Source organism: Streptomyces sp. SS1-1, assembly GCF_008973465.1.
In the GTDB taxonomy this organism is placed as follows: domain Bacteria; phylum Actinomycetota; class Actinomycetes; order Streptomycetales; family Streptomycetaceae; genus Streptomyces.
This window is the reverse complement of sequence record NZ_WBXN01000004.1, coordinates 521,847-536,400: the sequence shown is the minus strand read 5'-3', so window position 1 is coordinate 536,400 and position 14,554 is coordinate 521,847. Positions and strand designations below refer to the sequence as shown.

General features: G+C 73.0%; 16 protein-coding genes. 8 read left to right on the top strand and 8 right to left on the bottom strand.

The window, feature by feature from the left end:
* Window positions 1-269: 269 nt before the first annotated feature.
* Window positions 270-1,166 (top strand): GNAT family N-acetyltransferase, encoded by an 897-nt coding sequence (locus F8R89_RS03440; protein ID WP_151782546.1) that lies wholly within the window; start codon window positions 270-272, stop codon window positions 1,164-1,166.
* A 9-nt stretch (window positions 1,167-1,175) separates the two neighbouring features.
* On the opposite strand, the gene F8R89_RS03435 is transcribed toward F8R89_RS03440, so the two are convergent.
* On the bottom strand, window positions 1,176-2,081 hold the full coding sequence (locus F8R89_RS03435) for an AraC family transcriptional regulator (protein WP_151782545.1): 906 nt from the start codon (window positions 2,079-2,081) through the stop codon (window positions 1,176-1,178).
* A 177-nt stretch (window positions 2,082-2,258) separates the two neighbouring features.
* Here F8R89_RS03435 and F8R89_RS03430 point away from each other — a divergent pair, with 177 nt between their 5' ends.
* The gene (locus tag F8R89_RS03430; RefSeq protein ID WP_151782544.1) at window positions 2,259-3,014 is read left to right on the top strand and encodes an SDR family NAD(P)-dependent oxidoreductase; all 756 of its coding nucleotides are present in this window, start codon (window positions 2,259-2,261) and stop codon (window positions 3,012-3,014) included.
* A gap of 44 nt (window positions 3,015-3,058) precedes the next feature.
* On the opposite strand, the gene F8R89_RS03425 is transcribed toward F8R89_RS03430, so the two are convergent.
* Window positions 3,059-3,946: a Gfo/Idh/MocA family protein gene (locus F8R89_RS03425; RefSeq protein WP_151782543.1), complete on the bottom strand. Its 888-nt coding sequence runs from the start codon at window positions 3,944-3,946 to the stop codon at window positions 3,059-3,061.
* A gap of 232 nt (window positions 3,947-4,178) precedes the next feature.
* Here F8R89_RS03425 and F8R89_RS03420 point away from each other — a divergent pair, with 232 nt between their 5' ends.
* The 4 genes from F8R89_RS03420 to F8R89_RS03405 are packed head-to-tail and all read left to right on the top strand — an operon-like array spanning window position 4,179 to window position 9,016.
* Window positions 4,179-5,036 (top strand): aldo/keto reductase, encoded by an 858-nt coding sequence (locus F8R89_RS03420; protein ID WP_151782542.1) that lies wholly within the window; start codon window positions 4,179-4,181, stop codon window positions 5,034-5,036.
* A 43-nt stretch (window positions 5,037-5,079) separates the two neighbouring features.
* Window positions 5,080-6,849, top strand: coding sequence for an ABC transporter ATP-binding protein (locus tag F8R89_RS03415; protein WP_151782541.1), 1,770 nt, complete (start codon window positions 5,080-5,082; stop codon window positions 6,847-6,849).
* Between the two features lie 56 nt (window positions 6,850-6,905).
* Window positions 6,906-8,174 (top strand): glycosyltransferase family 4 protein, encoded by a 1,269-nt coding sequence (locus F8R89_RS03410; RefSeq protein ID WP_151782540.1) that lies wholly within the window; start codon window positions 6,906-6,908, stop codon window positions 8,172-8,174.
* Window positions 8,171-9,016: a transferase gene (locus F8R89_RS03405; protein ID WP_151782539.1), complete on the top strand. Its 846-nt coding sequence runs from the start codon at window positions 8,171-8,173 to the stop codon at window positions 9,014-9,016. The genes F8R89_RS03410 and F8R89_RS03405 overlap by 4 nt, the downstream gene beginning before the upstream one ends.
* A gap of 12 nt (window positions 9,017-9,028) precedes the next feature.
* Here the strand turns inward: F8R89_RS03405 and F8R89_RS03400 are convergent, their stop codons facing one another.
* Together F8R89_RS03400 and F8R89_RS03395 are read right to left on the bottom strand one after the other, a co-directional pair.
* On the bottom strand, window positions 9,029-9,382 hold the full coding sequence (locus tag F8R89_RS03400) for a hypothetical protein (protein ID WP_151782538.1): 354 nt from the start codon (window positions 9,380-9,382) through the stop codon (window positions 9,029-9,031).
* 74 nt (window positions 9,383-9,456) lie between these two features.
* A complete protein-coding gene (locus F8R89_RS03395) occupies window positions 9,457-10,431 on the bottom strand; it encodes a GlxA family transcriptional regulator (protein WP_151782537.1) in 975 nt (324 codons plus the stop codon).
* A 193-nt stretch (window positions 10,432-10,624) separates the two neighbouring features.
* Here F8R89_RS03395 and F8R89_RS03390 point away from each other — a divergent pair, with 193 nt between their 5' ends.
* Together F8R89_RS03390 and F8R89_RS03385 are read left to right on the top strand one after the other, a co-directional pair.
* A complete protein-coding gene (locus F8R89_RS03390) occupies window positions 10,625-11,086 on the top strand; it encodes a DUF2269 family protein (RefSeq protein ID WP_151782536.1) in 462 nt (153 codons plus the stop codon).
* Between the two features lie 136 nt (window positions 11,087-11,222).
* Window positions 11,223-11,438 (top strand): hypothetical protein, encoded by a 216-nt coding sequence (locus tag F8R89_RS03385; RefSeq protein ID WP_151782535.1) that lies wholly within the window; start codon window positions 11,223-11,225, stop codon window positions 11,436-11,438.
* 9 nt (window positions 11,439-11,447) lie between these two features.
* Here the strand turns inward: F8R89_RS03385 and tgmB are convergent, their stop codons facing one another.
* The 4 genes from tgmB to F8R89_RS03365 form a co-directional block, all read right to left on the bottom strand.
* Window positions 11,448-12,422, bottom strand: coding sequence for an ATP-grasp ribosomal peptide maturase (gene tgmB, locus F8R89_RS03380; protein WP_151782534.1), 975 nt, complete (start codon window positions 12,420-12,422; stop codon window positions 11,448-11,450).
* Between the two features lie 16 nt (window positions 12,423-12,438).
* Window positions 12,439-12,630 (bottom strand): putative ATP-grasp-modified RiPP, encoded by a 192-nt coding sequence (tgmA, locus tag F8R89_RS03375; protein ID WP_062672239.1) that lies wholly within the window; start codon window positions 12,628-12,630, stop codon window positions 12,439-12,441.
* 84 nt (window positions 12,631-12,714) lie between these two features.
* A complete protein-coding gene (locus tag F8R89_RS03370) occupies window positions 12,715-13,044 on the bottom strand; it encodes a YkvA family protein (protein ID WP_151782533.1) in 330 nt (109 codons plus the stop codon).
* A 249-nt stretch (window positions 13,045-13,293) separates the two neighbouring features.
* Entirely contained in the window at window positions 13,294-14,445 is a 1,152-nt protein-coding gene (locus F8R89_RS03365) for a hypothetical protein (protein ID WP_151782532.1), read from the bottom strand.
* Window positions 14,446-14,554 lie beyond the last annotated feature (109 nt).

Below are 14,554 nucleotides of genomic sequence, written 5' to 3'. Positions count from 1 at the left end.
CCCGATGGTACGCACCCCTTCCGCAGGGGCCAACAGGCTCGCGTCGAGCCGAAACCGCTCTGACCTGGGGAAATATCGATGGTCATGAAACATGCACGATCGTTTAATCTTTGCCTAAGGCCGCCTTAAGGCGTCCGGGACCTTTGAGAGCGCTCCCCGGAAAGCCGGAAGGGGCGCGAAGGCCAGCTGGCCGGGAAAAGCCGTGGACGGTGGCGTAAGAGGCCACGTACCGTCCGGGGGCTTTCACCGTCCGCGACCCGGAGGACTTCATGACCGATTTGGTCATCCGCACGCTCACCGCCGCCGACGCCGAACTCTTCGACGCCCACCCCGATCCGCTCTCCGCCGCCGAGGGACACCTGAGGACCGTGTTCCGCCCCGAGTGGAAACGGGTGGCCCTGCGCGACGGAACCGTCGTCGCCCGCGGTGCCTGGTGGGGCGGCCCGGACGATCAGGAGCCGGTCAACGTCAACTGGTTCGACGTCGCCGAGGGCGAGGAGGAGGCCGGAGCCGCGCTGCTGCGCACCTCACCGTGGCAGGTCGAGCTGGAGATCAACCTGCCCGGCGGATGGCGGGACGACCCCGTCCTCACGTCGGCCGCCGAGGCCCGCTTCACCGCCGCACGCGCGGCCGGCCACACCCTGCTCGTCGAGCGTTTCCAGTACCGCTGGACGCCCGACCTGGGGCTGCCCGAGCGCCCCGGACGTCTGCGGTTCGAGCCCGAGCCGGACGACGCCGTCTTCTTCGACGCCCTGCGGCGCATCCACTCCGCCACCCTCGACGCCCACGCGCTGCGCGCCATCGAGGAGGGCGGCCTCGACCTCGCCGCCCAGGAGGAGCTGGACTTCTTCCACTGGTGCCCCTCCCCGCGGGAGTGGTGGCGGATCGCCCGGACACCCGACGGCGAGCTCGCCGGCATCCACGTCCCCGCGCACAACCCGTCCGGACCGACCATCGGGTTCATCGGCGTCGTCCCCGAGCAACGCGGCCACGGCTACGCCTACGACCTGCTCGCCGAGTGCACCCACCATCTGGTCCGGCACGGCGCCGAGCGGGTCACCGCGTCCACCGACCAGGGCAACGCCCCCATGGCCGCGCACTTCGCCAAGGCGGGCTTCCCCGTCGTCAATGAGCGGATCAACTTCCAGCCCCCGAGCGGCGATTAGCCGAACCGCTCAGGACGGGGCGCCCGCTGCGCCGCGTGCCGTGCGGCGCAGCCGTGCGGCGTCCCGGCTGGGCGGTGTCCCGAACTGGCGGCGGTACTCCCGGCTGAACTGCGAGGGGTTGTCGTAGCCGACACTGCGGCCCACCCCCGTGACGTCACCGGGCCTGGTGGCCAGCAGCAGCCGTGCCTCCTGGAGCCGGATCTGCTTCTGGAACTGGATGGGGCTCATCGCGGTCACCGCCTGGAAGTTGCGGTAGAACGCGGAGGCGCTCATGCCGGACATCCGGGCCACGTCCTCGACCTGGAAGGGCTCCGCGTAGTGCTCGCGGATCCACCGCACGGCACGTGACACATGGCTCAGACCGCTGTCGGCGAGGCCCAGTTGACGCACCGTCGCGCCCTGCTCGCCGGTGATCACCCGCCACAGGATCTCCCGCTTCACCAGCGGGGCGAGGACGTCGCGGTCGCGCGGCTCGTCCAGCAGGCGCAGCAGCCGTACCACGGCGTCGAGCAGCGCGTCGGAGGCGGTGCTGACGGCGATCCCCGAGGGGGTGCCGCCGCCGGTCCGGGCGCCCGCCCCCGGTCCGGCCTGGAGCAGCAGCTCCGCGACCGCCGACGGCTCCAGGACCATGCCGAAGCCGAGCGCCGGGTGCTCGGGGCCGGCCCGGGTGAACTGGCCGGTGACGGGCAGGTCGACGGAGGCGACCAGGTACTCGCCGGGGCCGTACTCGAAGACGCGGTCCCCGAGAGCGAGCCGTTTGGCCCCCTGGGCGATGACCGCGAGGATCGTGCCCGACGTCTCGGGGGCCGGCGGTCCGGACCGGTCGATCCGCGCGACATGGACGCCCTCGATCGCGGTCGTCGAGTCGGGCCGCGCGTGCCGGGCGAGCAGCGCCTTGAGTTCCGTGAGGTCCATACGTCCATTGCAGCACCGCACCGGGCCCCTGTTCCCGTACGCGGGAGGATCGTGCAGGTCAGCGAGAGGATCGTTCTAACGTTTGTGCAGGTCAGAGGCTTTGAATGGAGGCATCGAGGTTGTTCCGGTGCAAGCCGGGGCGACAGATATGAACCATTTCCGCGAAGGAGAGACGCCATGAAGGTCGCCATCGTCACCGGGGCCAGTTCCGGCATCGGGCGCAGCGCCGCCCTCGAGATCGCCCAGCGCGGCGTCGGGGTGATCCTCACCTACGGCAGGAACAAGGAGGGCGGCCTGGAGACCGTCGCCGCGATCGAGAAGGCCGGCGGTACCGCCGTCGCCCTGCCCCTGGACGTCGGTGACAGCGCCGGCTTCCCGGCCTTCCGCGACGCCGTCACGGACGCGCTGCGGGACGTCTGGCGGCGCGACACCTTCGACCACCTCGTGAACAACGCCGGCATCGCCCACACCGCGATGTTCGAGGACACGACCGAGGACGACTTCGACCGGCTGATGCGGGTCCTGCTGAAGGGCCCCTACTTCCTCACCCAGACCCTGCTCCCGCTGCTGGCGGACGGCGGCTCCGTCGTCAACACCAGCAGCAACGTCACGTCCTCCGGGCTGCAGCCCGGCTACTCCGCCTACGCCGCCGTCAAGGGTGGACTGGATGTCCTGACCCGGGCCCTGGCCAAGGAGTTCAGCCCGCGTGGCATCCGCGTCAACGGCGTCGCCCCGGGCGCGACCCGCACCCGGCTCGGCGACGACGCCTTCACCCGGTTCCCGGAGATCATCCCGGCGCTCGCCGAGCGGACCGCGCTCGGCCGGGTCGGGGAGCCCGACGACATCGGCGCGATGATCGCCACCCTCGTCTCCGACGAGAGCCGCTGGGTCACCGCCCAGACCATCGAGGTGTCCGGCGGCTACAACCTCTAGGCTCCCTCCAGGCCCCAGTGTGCTCCGCGCGGGCGGCCCGCTCGTCAGCCTCCGGCGGCGAGCCGGGCCTCCGCGTCCGCCAGGATCTCCGTCACGCGCAGACCGAACCGCGCGTCGCAGGCGTGCGGCTCTCCGGTGCGGACCGCGCCCAGCAGGGCGTCCGCCGCCCCGCGCAGCGCGTCCACCGCGGTCGCGGTGGACTCCGGGAGGAGCGCCACCCCGGCCGCGCCCCGCAACTCCACCGTCGCCCCGGCCGCCGCGGGAGGTGCCGTGAGACTCAGCGTGAGCGTGCTGGACGCTCCGCCGGAGTGCTCCAGGACCAGATGGACGGTGTCCCCGGGACCGTGCGCGGCCGCCGCCACCCGCCGGGCGTCGCCCAGCACCGGCAGCAGCACCGACAGGGCGTGCGGGCCGACGTCCCACAGGGCGCCCTTGTCCCGCCGCCACGGCGAGTCGGCGAACGGGCTGTCCTCGCCGCTGAACACCGCGCCCAGCCACTCGGCCCGCCCCGTGAACCAGCTCCCGGCGGCGGCCTGCCGGCCGATCCAGTCCTCCGTCTCCGGCTGGAACCGGGCGGTGAAGAACACCACCGAGGCCACCCCGGTCTCCCCGGCGGCCGCCACGACCTCCCGTGCCTGGGCCACCGTGGGCGCCAGGGGCTTGTCCAGCAGCAGATGCCGGCCGGCCCGCGCGGCCCGGGCGGCCAGCTCCGCCTGGATGTCCGGCGGCAGCGCCACGGCCACCGCGTCCACGTCGGCGATCAGCGCGTCGACGTCGTCGTAGGCGCGGACGCCGTGGGCGTCGGCGAGTTCCTTCGTGGGAGCCGTACGGCGGCCCCACACGCCGGCGAAGTCCAGCTCGCCGTGCTCGCTCAGGGCGGGGGCGTGGGCCATCCGGGCCCACGGGCCGGTTCCTAGCAGTCCGATGCGCATGCCGCCGCCTCTCACAGTCCGGGAAACACCGGCCGAGCGTGCCACACCGGTCCCGGCACCGCGCAAGCGGCCCGGTTTGCGGTCACCGCCTCCGGGGACCCGCCACGCGATTCAGCGGCACCGTCGCTGAATGCGTTCTCATTCTTCTATTGGACCTCGCGCGGCACGGCGGTCAGGCTGGTGAGGTCCGGGAACGCCCACCACCGCGCGACGCGAAAGAGGTCACGAACCCATGCACACCCGCCGTATCGGGGACGTCGAGGTCAGCGCCATCGGACTGGGCGGGATGCCCATGTCGATCGAGGGACGCCCGGACGAGGCCCGGTCCCTCGCGACCCTGCACGCCGCGCTCGACGCGGGCGTCACGCTCATCGACACCGCGGACGCCTACCACCGCGACGCCGACGAGGTCGGCCACAACGAGACCCTGATCGCCAAGGCCCTCGCCTCCCACGAGAGGGGCAAGGACGTCCTCGTCGCCACCAAGGGCGGCCATCTGCGCCCCGGCGACGGCAGCTGGACCCTGGACGGCAGCCCCCGGCACCTCAAGGAGGCCTGCGAGGCGTCCCTGCGCCGGCTCGGTGTGGAGGCCATCGGGCTCTACCAGTTCCACCGCCCCGACCCCCGGGTGCCGTACGCCGAGTCCGTCGGCGCCCTGCGGGAACTGCTCGACGAGGGCAAGATCCGCATGGCGGGCATCTCCAACGCGAACCCCGACCAGATCCGCGAGGCCGACGAGATCCTCGGCGGCCGGCTGGTCTCCGTGCAGAACCAGTTCTCCCCGGCGTTCCGCTCCAGCGAGCCGGAACTGCGCCTGTGCGACGAGCGCGGCATCGCGTTCCTGCCGTGGAGCCCGCTCGGCGGCATCGCCAAGGCAGGTGAACTCGGCTCCGCCTACGCCCCGTTCGCCCGGGTCGCCGAGGCCCACGGGGTGAGCCCGCAGCAGGTCTGCCTGGCCTGGATGCTCGCCAAGTCCCCCGTGGTCGTGCCGATCCCGGGTTCCAGCCGGCCGGAGACCATCCGGGACTCGCTCGCCGCGGCCGAACTGAGCCTCACCGAGAAGGAGTTCGCCGAGCTCGACGCCGTGTGACCCGCCGTCCCGATCCCACGGCCCCGGGGGGAGGGCACCGCCGATGGCGTCGTCGCAGGAGAGACCGCTCGACCACCGCTACCGGGACGAGCACCCCGTCCGCACGCTCGCCTACCTGTTCCGCGCCGACCGTCGCCGCCTCGCGGCGGCGGTCGGCGTGTTCACCGTCAAGCACAGCCCGATCTGGCTGCTGCCCCTGATCACCGCGTTCATCATCGACACCGTCGTGCAGCACCAGCCGGTCTCCCGGCTCTGGCTGAGCACCGGCGTCATCCTGCTCATCCTGCTGCTCAACTACCCCCTGCACGTCCTCTACGTCCGCCTGCTGTACGGCAGCGTGCGGCGGATGGGCACCGCACTGCGCTCCGCGCTGTGCACCCGGATGCAGCAGCTGTCCATCGGCTACCACGCGCGGGTCAGCGCCGGTGTGCTCCAGGCCAAGGTCGTCCGCGACGTGGAGACCGTCGAGCAGATGGTGCAGCAGACCGCGGAGACCGGCCTCGGCGCCACCACCGTGCTCATCGGCGGCCTCGCCATCATCGCCGTGCGCACACCGGAGTTCGTGCCCGTCTTCCTCGTCGTCGTCCCCGTCGCCGCGCTCGTCGTCGCCCGGCTGCGGGCCCGGCTGCGCACCCACAACGAGCACTTCCGGCACGAGGTCGAGACCCTGTCCTCCCGGGTCACCGAGATGACCCGCCTCATCCCCGTCACCCGCGCCCACGGCCTGGAGGGCAAGGCGCTGCGGCGCATGGACGGCACCCTCCACCGGCTGCTCACCTCCGGCATCCGGCTCGACCTCGTCAACGGCCGCTTCGGCTCGCTCGCCTGGGTCGTGCTCAACGTCGTCGGCGTCCTCGTCCTCGCCGGCGCGGCACTCGTCTCGTACTACGGCGTCTGGGGCGTCACACCGGGCGACGTCGTCATGCTCAGCGCGTTCCTGACCACCCTCACCAACTCCACGACCACGCTCGCCGGTCTGGCGCCCGTCATCACCAAGGGCCTGGAGTCGGTCCGTTCGGTCGGCGAGGTCCTGCAGGCGCCCGAACTGGAGGACAACGAGGGCAAGGACGAACTCACCGCGCTGCGCGGCGCCGTGACCTTCGAGGCCGTCACCCACGCCTACGAGGACGGCGACCGGCCCGCCGTCCGGGACTTCACCCTCGACGTGGCGCCGGGCGAGACCATCGCCCTCGTCGGCGCGTCCGGCGCCGGCAAGTCCACCGTGCTCAACCTCGTGATCGGGTTCATCCGCCCCACCGCCGGCCGTGTCCTCGTGGACGGCGTCGACATGAACACCCTCGACCTGCGCACCTACCGGCGGTTCCTGTCGGTCGTGCCGCAGGAGTCCATCCTGTTCGACGGCACCGTCCGCGAGAACGTCGCCTACGGCATGGACGACGCCGACGAGGAGACCGTCCGGGCGGCCCTGCGGGACGCCAACGCGCTGGAGTTCGTGGACCGCCTGCCGCAGGGCCTGGACACCCTGGTCGGCGAGCGCGGCGCACGCCTGTCCGGCGGGCAGAAGCAGCGCCTGGCCATCGCGCGGGCCCTCATCCGCGACCCCCGGGTCCTCGTCCTCGACGAGGCGACCTCCGCCCTGGACACCCGCTCCGAGGCGCTCGTCCAGGAGGCCCTGGCCCGGCTGCTGCGCGGCCGGACCACATTCGTCGTGGCGCACCGCCTGTCCACCGTGCGGGGCGCGGACCGGATCGTGGTGATGGGCGACGGCCGCGTCCAGGAGACCGGCACCCACGAGGAACTCCTCGCCCGTGACGGCGCGTACACCGCCCTGCACAGCGGCCAGGTGGCCTAGACAACAGTGCGATAACGCAGGGCAACTGACAGGGCCTCGGCTCGGTCTGCTCCACTATGAAGATCTCGTTCCTGCTGCACAACGCCTACGGGATAGGGGGCACGATCACCACCACCTTCAACCTGGCCCAGGCACTCGCCGACCGGCACGAGGTGGAGATCGTCTCGGTGCTCCGGCACCGCGAACACCCCAACAACTCCCTGGACCCGCGCGTACGGCTGCGCCCCCTGGTGGATCTGCGGCAGGAGAAGGACCACCCCCTGCACCAGCGCCCGGCCCGCGTCTTCCCGGTCGCCGAGTACCGCTACCACCAGTACAGCGAGCTGACGGACCAGCGGATCGCCGAGACCCTGGCCACCACCGACGCCGACGTCGTCATCGGCACCCGGCCCGGCCTCAACGTGCACCTCGCACGGCAGGCGCCCGACCACGTCCTGCGCATCGGGCAGGAACACCTCACCCTCGACAACCACCCGCCCCGGCTGCGCACCGCGCTGCGCCGCGCCTACCGCCGGCTCGACGTGCTCACCACCGTCACCGAGGCCGACGCCGCCGCCTACCGGCGCAAGATGCGCCTGCCCGGTGTCCATGTCGAGGCACTGCCCAACAGCGTGCCCGACCCGGTGCTGCCCCCCGCCGACGGCACCGCCAAGGTCATCGTCGCCGCCGGACGGCTGGTCCCCGTCAAGCGCTACGACCTGCTCATCGAGGCCTTCGCCCCGGTCGCCGCCGCCCACCCCGACTGGCAGCTGCGCATCTACGGCAAGGGCGAGGAGCACACCCGGCTGCGCCGGCTCATCCAGCGCCTCGGACTGAGCGACAACGCGTTACTGATGGGCCCCGCCGCGCCGATGGAGGCGGAGTGGGTCAAGGGCTCGATCGGCGCGACCGCGGCCAACTTCGAGCCCTTCGGCATGACCATCGTCGAGGCCATGCGCTGCGGACTGCCCGTCGTCAGCACCGACTGCCCGTACGGCCCCGCCGAGATCATCGAGGACGGCGCCGACGGACGCCTCGTACCCGTCGGCGACCGGGACGCCCTGACCGCCGCCCTGCTGGACCTCGTCGGCGACGATGAACTGCGCCGCCGCATGGGCCGTACCGCTCTGAGCAACGCGCGGCGCTTCGGACCCGTCCCCGTCGTCGAGCAGGCCGAGCGCCTGATCGAGGCGGCGGCCACGGCCCGCCGCACCGGCCGGCCCCCAGCGCCACCGCAACCCGCGCGGCTGCGCCGGGCCCTGTCCGGCCACGGCTTCGCCGCCCGGGACGCCGCCCACGCCGCGGCCGACGTCGCCCGGCGCGCCCTACGCGGAGGACAACGATGACCACGACGACCGAAACCGCGCTCACCACCACCCCGCGCGCCGCCTGCACGGCCGACGCGGACGGCAGGATCACCTTCCACCTCGCCCCGCCCGACCCGGCGGCCTTCCCGTCGCCCCGGCTGCTGCTGCGACTGCGCCCCGGGAAGGGGGAGCCCGAGAAGACCCTCCGGACGCTCGACCTCACCCCCGGCGGAGACGGGCGGCTGAACGCCGTCCTCGACCCGCAGCCCACTCTGCCCGAGGGCCGCTGGGACCTGTATATGCTGCCCGCGCCTGAGGGAGAGCGGGTGCGTCTGCGCCCCGGCCCGCGGGACCTGCGGGCCCTCGTGGACGGGCACGTCCGCGACCGGGTGGCACCGGTGGCCGTCCGCATCCCCTACGTCACCAAGGACGGGTACCTCGCCCTGCGGACCTGGCTGCGCGACGCCCACGCGGAGGTCGCCGGCATCGACGTCACCGACCGGTCCACCACCGTCCGGGCCCGCCTGCACGGCGCCTCGCTCGACGCGGGGGCCTCGGTGCGGCTGAGGCTGCGGGGCGGCAAGGGCGTCGAGCGGACCGTGGCACCGCGCGCCGGGGCGGACGGCCGCGACCTCGCCTTCACCGTGGAACACGCCGACCTGCTGCCCGAGAGCGGGAGGGGCGACCGTGTCTGGGACGTCTTCGTCCGGGTGGGGTCCGGCGCCGACGCGCCCCCGGTCCGGGTCGGCCGGCTGCTCGACGACGTGGCGGACCGCAAGGAGATCTTCGTCCATCCCGCCGCCACGGCCGGGGAGTTCGCGGTGCGGCCCTACTACACGGTCGACAACGACCTCGCGGTCGAGGTGGTCCGGCGGACCTGAGCCGGCCGGGCGTCAGGCGGCGCTGCTGCGGTGCGGCGACCGGTGACGGCAGGTCAGATCGTGTTCGCTGCCGAGGCTGGTCCACCAGCGCTCGCAGCACGCCGCCTCGAGCTCGGCCCGCACGATCGCCTCGGCGGCGCAGGCGCCGCCGCTCCGCGCGGCCGGAGCGGCCGACTCCCGCAGCAACTGGTCCTGTTCACCGATCACGGTCTCGCGCACCACGGCGATCACCGGCACCAGGCTGGCGGCGGCGAACAGGCACGCCGCCCACACCGGGCCGTACCGGATCTCCAGCACCGTGACCCAGGCGAGCCCGGCGCTCGTGGCCAGGTAGAGGAGGCAGAGCAGGCGGCTGAAACAGTTCATGGGCTACACCGTCCTTGGGGGAGGATCGATACCTCTTGCCCAACTGTCGGCTGGCCCATACGGACTCGGGTGATTTATCCCACCGTTACCGAAGACGCCTCCGCGACGGTTCTTCCCTGGAAGGCGGTGCGATAGGCATACGGGGTGGTGCCGACCACCCGCCGGAACCGCTCACGGAACGCGGTCGGCGACCCGAACCCGGCCTGCCGCGCGATGCGTTCGACCGGATGGTCGCTGTTCTCCAGCAGGTACTGGGCCCGCCGCACCCGCGCCCGCAGCAGCCACTGGAGCGGCGTGGTCCCCGTCTGCTCACGGAAGCGGCGGCTGAAGGTGCGCTCGCTCATCCCGGCACGCTCCGCCATCGCGGCCAGGGTGAGCGCCCCGGCCAGGTTGTCCTCGATCCACTCCAGCACCGGTTCGAGCGCCGAGCCACGCGGCACCGGCGGATGCTCGTGCACGATGAACTGCGCCTGCCCGCCCTCCCGTTCGAGCGGCACGACGGACATCCGCGCGCTGTGCGCGGCCACCGCGGACCCCAGGTCACGGCGGATCATGTGCAGGCACATGTCCAGGCCCGCGGCGGCCCCGGCCGAGGTGAGGACGGAGCCGTTGTCCACGTACAGCACGTCCGGCTCGACCTTCACGGCCGGGAAACGCCGGGCCAGTTCGTCGGTGGCCATCCAGTGCGTCGTGGCGCGCAGCCCGTCCAGCAGCCCCGCTTCGGCGAGCACGAAGGCGCCCGAGCACACGGACGCGATCCGGGTGCCGGCCCGGGCCGCCTCGCGCAGGGCGGCGACGACCGCGGCCGAGGGCGGCCCGGAGTGGTCGCTGCCCGGCACGACGACCGTGTCGGCGTCCAGGAGCCCGTCCAGACCCCGGTCGATCCGCAGGGCGAAGCCCTCCGTCCGTACCTCCGGCCGCTCCGCGCACAGCCGGACCCGGTACGGCCGGCGCCCGTCCGGCAGCCGCGCCCAGCCGAACATCTGGAAGGGCGCCGCCATGTCGAACGGCACCACGTCGTCGAGGACCAGGATCGCCACGGTGTGCATGAGGGCACCCTAGGCGGATTCCCGCCACCCGCAGAATCCCAGGTCGCATGAGGTGGGTCTCACCGATGCACCGGTGGGACCGGCTGGCGGGAACCCGTGGGATCCTGTCGTTCCAGCCACTGTGCGCGAACGGGGACGATCTCTAGCGTGGGCGGCGCCGATCACCCGCCGACACCGAGGAACCCCGCTCCCCATGACCAAGTTCCTGCTCACCCTGCACGTCCTGGCCGCGATCGTGGCCGTCGGACCCGTCACCGTGGCCGCCAGCATGTTCCCGCCCGCGGCGCGGCGCGTCCCCGCCGCGGACGGTGCCGTCGCGCTGGGCACGGTCCGGCTGCTGCACCGCGTCTGCCGGGTCTACGCGGCCCTCGGGGTGTCGGTCCCCGTGCTCGGTCTCGCCACCGCCCTCGCCATGGGGGTGCTCGGCAGCGGCTGGCTCATCACCTCGATCACCCTTACGGCGGCCGCCGCCGGCCTCCTCATCGCGTTCGTGCTGCCCCGGCAGGAGGAACTGCTGGAGGAGCTGGACGCCGGACGGCCCGTCGAGCGGCCCGCCACGGTCCGACTCGCCATGTTCACCGGGATCTTCAATCTCCTGTGGGCCACCGTCACCGTGCTGATGATCGTCCGGCCGGGCTCCACCACGGGCGCCTGAGCCCCGGGCCATAGCACCGGTTCCGCTCCCGCCCAAGCACTCTGGCAGAATTCGTACTTCAGTGTGCGTCGGCGCCTAGACTTCACAGCCGTGCCCAAAATGCACACAGGGCCACGACAGAAAGGCGCGTTGACGGGTGTTCCAGGATTCCCCCATCTACGACCGGCTCATCGCTGAGCGCGGCGACATCCCCCTCCAGGTGCGCAGGGAGGCGGAACGCGTGAGCAGGGACCTGGAGTTCGTCCTTCAGCCGCTCCAGTCCCCGGGCCGCCCGCCGGCCCCCAGGGGCCAGGCCGCGCCGGCCCCGGCCTGGCAGCGCACCGCCCTGCCGCCGGGGCCCGCGTCCCTCTGATCCCGTCCCTCAGACCATCGTCGTGTCCGCGTCGCCGCTGTGCGCCGGCCTTCCCGGCAGCGGGCCGGCCAGCCACTCGGCGATGGACCGGGCGATCGGCTGACCGGTGTCCACCTCGACGAACCCGAACTGACCGGACTGGTTGCACTCCAGGAACCACCACGTCCCGTCCGCGTCCTCGGCGAAGTCGAACGCCCCGTAGGCGAGCCCGGCCCGCCGCAGATAGGAGTGGACGCCCTCGGCGACCCGCGCCCCCACCTCGACGGGCCGCCACGGGCTGTCGGACGGCGCGAACCGCACGTCCACCTCGGCGTCGGCGTCGGCCGGCTTGCGGGCGGCCAGCAGCGCACCGCCGACGGCGGTCAGCCGGATGTCGGCCCGCTTGGCGATCCGGCGCTGCAACAGCGTCGGCCCGAACGCCACCGCGGAGAAGTCCGCGTCCGGAGCCACCCTGCTGGTCGGCACCGCCCGCGGCGGGTCCTGCGGATGCGCACCCGACACCGGCTTCACCACCAGATCCGGGTGGCGCGCCGCGAACTCCCTGGCCGCCTGCGGGAACGTCGTGATCAACGTGGCGGGGACGGGCAGCCCGCAGCGCTGGGCGAGCCGTAGCTGCCACGGCTTGTGGCGGGCGCGGCGGGCCGCGTCCGGATGGTTCATCCAGCGCAGGTCACTGGCCCGCAGCATCCCGTAGAGGGCCTGGCCGGACTCCTCCGCGAGCCACGGCGAGGGAGCGGCGGCCCGCGCGGCGGGCGCACCCGGACGGCGCACCCACACCGACCGCAGCCCACTCAGCGTCACCAGCCGTCCCCCGGACGACAGATGCCCGTGGAACGTGCCGTGCGCGTATTCACCGGACAGGGCGACGTCGCCGGTCAGGTCGGCGGGGTCGAGCCGGACCACCGGGACACCGGCGGCGTTCAGGTGCACGACCACCATGTCCGCCGTCACGTCCTCTTCGTTGGTCAGAATCAAGACGGTCATCTTCGGCGGCCTGTGTTCAGTCGTCGAAGTGAGTCTTGGAACCCGCCGTGGACGTCGTGGTGCCCAATTCCCGCAGGAGCGCGTGATCGCTGGCGGCTATGCGCCCGTCACGCAGCACGTTCAACTGCAGACCGGAGTCGTAGACGTACACAGCGGCGATCTCCAACTCCGCTGCCGGCCGTGCATAGTTGAGCGCGAACGGTTGCATCGTCTCTCCCTCACAGGTGCTGCTCCGATCGAGCCTGGTCACCCAGCGGCGTCACGCTGCCCTACGACGCCCTTCGGTTTCCACTTACTTAAACGAATCGAACGAGTGGTTGGTTTCCTTACTTTCCGTGACCAACGGCGTCCGATGGCCCGAGCCGGGCGAACGGCGCAGCGTGCGCAGTGCCAGCAGGAGCACACCGATGTCGTCCAGATACACCGGATCCGGCATCAGATCGGTGGGCAGCACGAAGTACAGGACGGCTCCCCAGAAGACCCAGCGGGGGCCGGTCGGCAGCCCGGCGCGGCGCATCACGCGCCGGGTGCGCACCAGACGCGTCAGCACCGCGACGGCCACGGCGAGCACGACGGCCGCCAGGGCCGCCCCTGCGACGATCCACGTGGTGGTCGGCTCCACGGACCCTCCTCCCGGCGGGTGGCGCACGCCACACGCTCCGCAGGTCGGATTCCCCCTCGCGCCGCGCACATGGCATGACGGCGGTCACCCGGCCGCATCACGTCACCCGTCAGGACGGTAGACGCCGGATCGGGGCCGGTCACCTGCCTGGGCGGGCGTGCGAAACCGTCGAGCGCCCCACCGAAGCGCCCCCGCCCGTTGCGGTACGCCCTCCCCGGGCAACCGGCGCAGCGGCCCTACGCCGGGTGGTCAGCGGTCGGCGTTCTCCCGGGGCCGCTCGGCGGTCTCCCCGGGGGCGGGGGCCTGCTTGCGGACCCGCGCCGAGGCCTTGAGCCGCTCGAAGGTGCGGGTCAGCTGCTGGAGCGGGGACGGGGCCGGGCCGTCGGCGGGCGGCGCGGGCGGCAGCGCGGCCACGGCGTCCGCGGACTCCCGGAAGGCGGCCAGCGCGGCGTGCGCCTCCTCGGCGGCCTCCCGGTACAGGTCCCGCGACCTCGTCATCGCGTCGAGCGCCTCGGCGTACATCCGCACCAGTTCGCGCTCGCGTTCGAGCTGCTCCTCGAGGGTGAGCAGGGTCCAGTCCTCACGGAGCGCGGTCAGGGTGGCGTCGGCGCCGGGCGGCAGCGCGTGCGGCAGGGCCGCGTAGCGGGTGACGGCGTGGATGAGTTCGGCCGGTTCGGTGCCGTCCAGGAAGACGGTGCGGACGGTGAAGTCGTCCGGGTCGTAGCCGGACGGGGCCGGGGTGCCGGGAAGTACGACGGCGCCGCCGCGCGGCAGCTCCGGGCCGAGGTCGCGCAGGGCGTAGTTGACGACGCGCAGCTGGCTGGGGACGGCGCGGTGCTCGACCACCCGGTGCCGCAGGCCGGGCGGCAGCATGCCGGCCAGCGGGGTGCGGCCGCGCTCGTCGGTGGTCATGGCCTCGTGGACGAGGACGTGGATGCTCCCGCCGTCCCGGACGGCGTCCCGCAGCAGGCGCCGTACGGCCTTGTCGTCCGTCGGCAGCAGGTTGACGGTGCCCAGGGGGAGGCCGGTGGCGGCGTCGTGGGCCCAGGGCGCGTCGTCCTCCTCGGGCCAGAACAGGGCGGCCGGCGACGGCCACCGGGGGTCCCAGGGGGCCTCGGCCTCCGCGACGAGCGTCCATACGGTGCCGTCGCCGCGGCTCTCCTCCAGATCCAGCCGGGCGCGGACGGTGACCTGACCGGCGACCCGCCAGCGGGCCTCGAAGGCCGTGGCGTCGCTTCCGTCGGGGTCGGGCCGTTCCCGGAAGTCGTCGAGGTCGCCGCTGACGTCGCGCCGGGTGAGGGCGGTCAGCAGGTCGTCCCGCGCGGCGGGCCCCCGGTGCCGGCCGCGGGCCGACCACACGGTGGGGGGAGTCATGGGGCGGGTGCGGGAGGAGCTGGGCATGAGTCCATCTGTGGCCGGGGGCGCGTGCTCTGTCCAGTATCGTCCCCGCGCGCCCGGACCGGGGCAGCGGGGGGTGCACACGGGGTGTGTGTCGTGCGCACCGACCGGT